The following is a 4481-nucleotide window of genomic DNA, read 5'->3' on the forward strand; positions in this document are numbered from 1 at the left end:
GGTGATGGCGTTGCGGGCGGGGGTGTTGCCGCGGACGTTGTTTGTGGAGGAGCCGTCGCCGCGGGTGGAGTGGGTGGGGTCGGGGGTGGCGTTGTTGCGGGAGGAGGTGGGGTGGCCGCAGGGGGGTCGGCCGCGGCGGGTGGGGGNGTCGTCGTTCGGTATCAGTGGGACGAACGCGCACGTCATCCTCGAACAGGCACCCGAGCCGCAGCCGCAGCCGCAGTCGCCGTCGCCGTCGCGCCCCGTCGCCGGCCCTCCGGTGCTGCTGTCCGGCCCCGACCCCGAGGCCCTGCGCCGGCAGGCCCGGGCCCTGGCCGACCACCTTCGGGAGCATCCCGGGCTGACGAGCACGGACGTTGCCGGTTCGCTGCTGTCACGGACCCGGTTCGACCACGGCGCCGCCGTGTTCGCCGAGGACCAGACGACGCTCGTGGAGCGGCTGGCCGGCCTGGCAGACGGGGACGTCGCCGACGCGGTCCTCACCGGGCAGCGGGTCACCGGGCGCACGGTGTTCGTGTTTCCCGGGCAGGGCTCGCAGTGGCCCGAGATGGGCCGGGCGCTGCTGGCGGCGTCCCCGGTGTTCAGAGCGGAGATCGAGGCGTGCGGGCGCGCGTTCGCCGAGCACACCGACTGGTCGCTGCTCGGCGTCCTGCAGGGCGACGCGGGCGCACCGGGACTGGACCGCGTCGATGTCGTACAGCCGGTGCTGTTCGCGGTGATGGTCTCCCTTGCGGCGCTGTGGCGCGAGGGCGGTGTGCGGCCCGACGCGGTCGTCGGTCATTCGCAGGGGGAGATCGNGGCCGCGTACGTCGCCGGCGCACTGACGCTGGCTGATGCGGCCCGCCTGATCACTGTGCGTAGCAAGGCGCTCGTCCGGATCGCGGGTGGCGGCGGCATGATGTCGATCGCGCTCGGCGCCGACGACGTGCGCGAGCTGTTGGCGCGGTCCCCGGGGGACGTCGAGATCGCCGCGCTCAACGGGCCGCGGGCAACCGTCGTGGCCGGTGCCGCCGGTGCGCTCGAGGATCTGCTCGGCCGATGCGAGCAGGCCGGCATCCGGGCCCGCCGAATCCCGGTGGACTACGCCTCGCACACGAGCCATGTGGAGCCGCTGCGGGATCACCTCCGTGAGACCTTCGCCGGGCTGAGCCCGCGGTCCACGCCTGTGGCCTTCTACTCGTCGGTCACCGGCGGCCGGGTCGACACCGCGACCCTGGACCCCGCGTACTGGTACCGCAACCTGCGCCAGCCGGTCCGGTTCGACCCGGCGATCCGGGCGGCGCTGGACGACGGCTGCCACCGGTTCATCGAGGTGAGCCCGCATCCGGTGCTGACCCTCGGGGTCGACGACATCCTCGCGGACCGCGCGGTCGGCGGCGCGGTCGTCGCCACCCTGCGGCGGGATACCGACGGCTCCGCGGCCTTCCGCCGGGCGCTGGCCGCCGCGGATCTGGCGGGTGCGGCCGTGTCCTGGGCACGCCCCATCGCGGTGCGCCCCGAGCTGCCGACGTACGCCTTCGACCGCACCCGCTACTGGCTCACGCCCGTGGTACCCGCCGCGCAGGCGTCACGGCTGGGTCTCACCGTCGGTCGGCACCCGCTGGCCGGCGTGCAGGTCGAGCTCGCCGACGGCGGTGCCGTCCTGACCGGGACCATCGATCTCACCGCCCAGTCGTGGTTGGCCGATCACCGGGTGTTCGGCACCGTGCTGGTGCCCGGCACCGCCTTCGCCGAACTGGCGGCCCACGCCGGCGGCGCCGTCGGCAGCCCCGACGTCGTCGGGATCACCCTGACCGCGCCGCTGGCGCTCACCCCCGAGCGTCCGGTCCAGGTGCAGGTCCGCGTCGGCGGGGCCGGCCCGGACGGGCGGCGCGAACTCGGCGTCTACGCGCGCTCGGGTGCAGACGGCGCATGGAACCGACACGCGAGCGCCGTCGTCGCCGACNCAGCTCCTGTTGCGGAGGGTGAGCGGCCCGGTCACGGGTCGGGTGACCTGGCGGTGTGGCCGCCGGCCGGAGCCGACCCGGTCGATCTGACCGACGTGTACGGCCGGTTGTTCGCCCTGGGATACGACTACGGTCCGGCGTTTCAGGGGCTCACCGCGGCCTGGCGCGTCGGCGACACCGTGTACGCGCAGATCGCGGCGGGCGAGTTGGCCGGCGACTTCGCGGTCCACCCGGCGTTGCTCGACGCGGCGCTGCATCCGGTCGTGGCGGGGCTCGCGGGCATCGGCGCGCAGGAGCCGGGCCGGCCGCTGTTGCCGTTCGCGTTCGAGGGGCTGCGCCTGACCGGGCCGGCGACGGCGTTGCGGATACGCGTCGAGCCGCTCGGCGACAGCCGGGTGCGCTACCTGCTCGCGGACGGTGTCGGGGCGCCGGTGGGCGCGATCGACTCGCTCGCGTTCCGGCCGGTCTCCCACCGGGATCTGGCCCGGGCAGTCTCGGCGCACGCGGTGGAGCCGGCGTACCACGTCGAGTGGACGCGGCCGGGCGCCGTGACCGGATCGGCCGTTGCCACCGCACCGGCCGGCGGGACGGAGCTGGACGCGGTGGTGGTCGCCGGCTCCGGCGATCCACGCCACCTGATCGACCTGACCGGCGACCCCGAGGTCCTGGACGGTGTGGCCGCACTGGTCGCGGCGATCGCGGGTGGGCGGGCCGCGCCAGAAGTGGCGCTGGCGGCGATCGGCGGCTCCGCGGCCGTGGTGGCAGAGGCGCCTGTGGTGGACGACCCGCCTGTGGTGGACGACCCGCCTGTGGTGGACGAGGCGCACGCCCGTGCGCGGGCGGCGCTCGAGCTGCTTCAGCGTTGGCTGGCCGAGCCGGCCCTCACGGGCACCCGGCTCACGATCGTGCTCGCCGCCGACGAGCCGGCATCGGCCACGGTGACCGGGCTGGTGCGGACCGTCGCGGCCGAGCATCCAGGGCGCGTCACGCTGGTCCACGTGGACGCCCCGGCTCCGGTGGCCGTGCTGGTCGCGGTGGACGAGCCGGAGGCGGCCGTGCGCGCGGACGAGCTGCTGGTGCCCCGCCTGGTCCGCGGCACGTTCGAGGACGCCGAGGCCGTGGCGTTCACCGGGACGGTCCTGATCACCGGTGGCACCGGCGCCCTCGGCGGCCTGGTCGCCCGGCGGCTGGCCGGGCAGCCCGAGCCGCCGCACCTGCTGCTTGCCAGCCGTAGCGGCCCGGCCGCAGCGGGTGCGGCCGAGCTGGCCGCCGAGCTGCGCGCGGCGGGAGCCCAGGTGACGGTCGCGGCCTGCGACATCGCCGACCGGGACGAGCTCGCGGCCCTGCTCGCGGACATTCCGGCCGATCGCCCGCTGCGCGGGGTCGTCCACACCGCCGGGGTGCTCGACGACGCCACCGTCGAGGCGATGACCGGGGCCCAGCTCGCGCATGCCCTGCGGCCCAAGGTCGACGCCGCCTGGCACCTGCACGAACTGACCGCCGATCTGGCGCTCGACCACTTCGTGCTGTTCTCCTCCGCGGTCGCCACGGTCGGCGCTCCCGGTCAGGCCAACTACGCCGCGGGCAACACCTTCCTCGACGCGCTGGCGGTCCACCGGCGGTCCCGGGGCCTGCCGGGCACGGCGATCGCGTGGGGGCTGTGGACGCAGGCCAGCGCGATGACCGGTCACCTCGGCGCTGCCGACCGCGCGCGACTGGCCCGCCATGGTGTCGGAGAGGTCGCCGACGAAGGGGCGCTCGCCGTCCTCGACCGACGCACCGAGCCGCACCTCGTCGTGTCCACTCTGGACGAGGCGGTGCTGCGGGCGGAAGCCGTGGCCGGCCGGCTGCGGCCACTGTTCGCGGACCTGGTTCGGGTGCCCGTGGCCGGTCGCGCGGCGGGTGCGGACGCTGGCGCGGGCTGGGCCGGCCGGCTGCGGGCCGAGCGTCCCCGGGACCGGCATCGAGCCGTCGTGGAGCTGCTGCGGGCCCAGGTGGCCGCGGTGCTCGGGCATGACGGCGATGCCGGCCTCGCGGCCGACCGGGCGTTTCGGGACCTGGGTTTCGACTCGCTGACCGCGGTCGAGCTGCGCAACCGGATCAACGCGCTGAGCGGGCTCGGCCTGCCGGCCACGGTGGTGTTCGAGTTCCCCACCATCGACGTTCTCGGTCAGCACGTCCTCGACGAGCTGTTCGGGGCNGAGAAGGCGGTGGTGACGGCTGCTGTGCGGGCGGGTTCGGCTGATCCGGTGGTGATTGTGGGGATGGGGTGCCGTTATCCGGGTGGGGTGGTTTCTCCGGATGATCTGTGGCGGGTGGTGGTGGATGGTCTGGATGTGACGGGTGATTTTCCGGCTGATCGGGGTTGGGATCTGGAGGGTTTGTTTGATCCGGATCCGGAGCGGGTGGGGACGACGTACACGCGTCGGGGTGGTTTTTTGTACGGGGCGGGGGAGTTTGATGCGGGGTTTTTTGGGATGAGTCCGCGGGAGGCGTTGGCGACGGATCCGCAGCAGCGGTTGATGTTGCAGGTGT

The 4481-nt window shown here is 74.5% G+C and carries 1 protein-coding gene; it reads left to right on the forward strand.

Translation table 11 applies throughout. From position 1 onward, the window contains the following. Positions 1–4159 precede the first annotated feature (4159 nt). Positions 4160–4481: beta-ketoacyl synthase N-terminal-like domain-containing protein (locus UK94_RS72370; RefSeq protein WP_235490910.1), on the forward strand; the 322-nt coding region annotated here is incomplete at its 3' end.

This window comes from Frankia sp. AvcI1, assembly GCF_001420875.1.
GTDB lineage: Bacteria > Actinomycetota > Actinomycetes > Frankiales > Frankiaceae > Frankia > Frankia alni.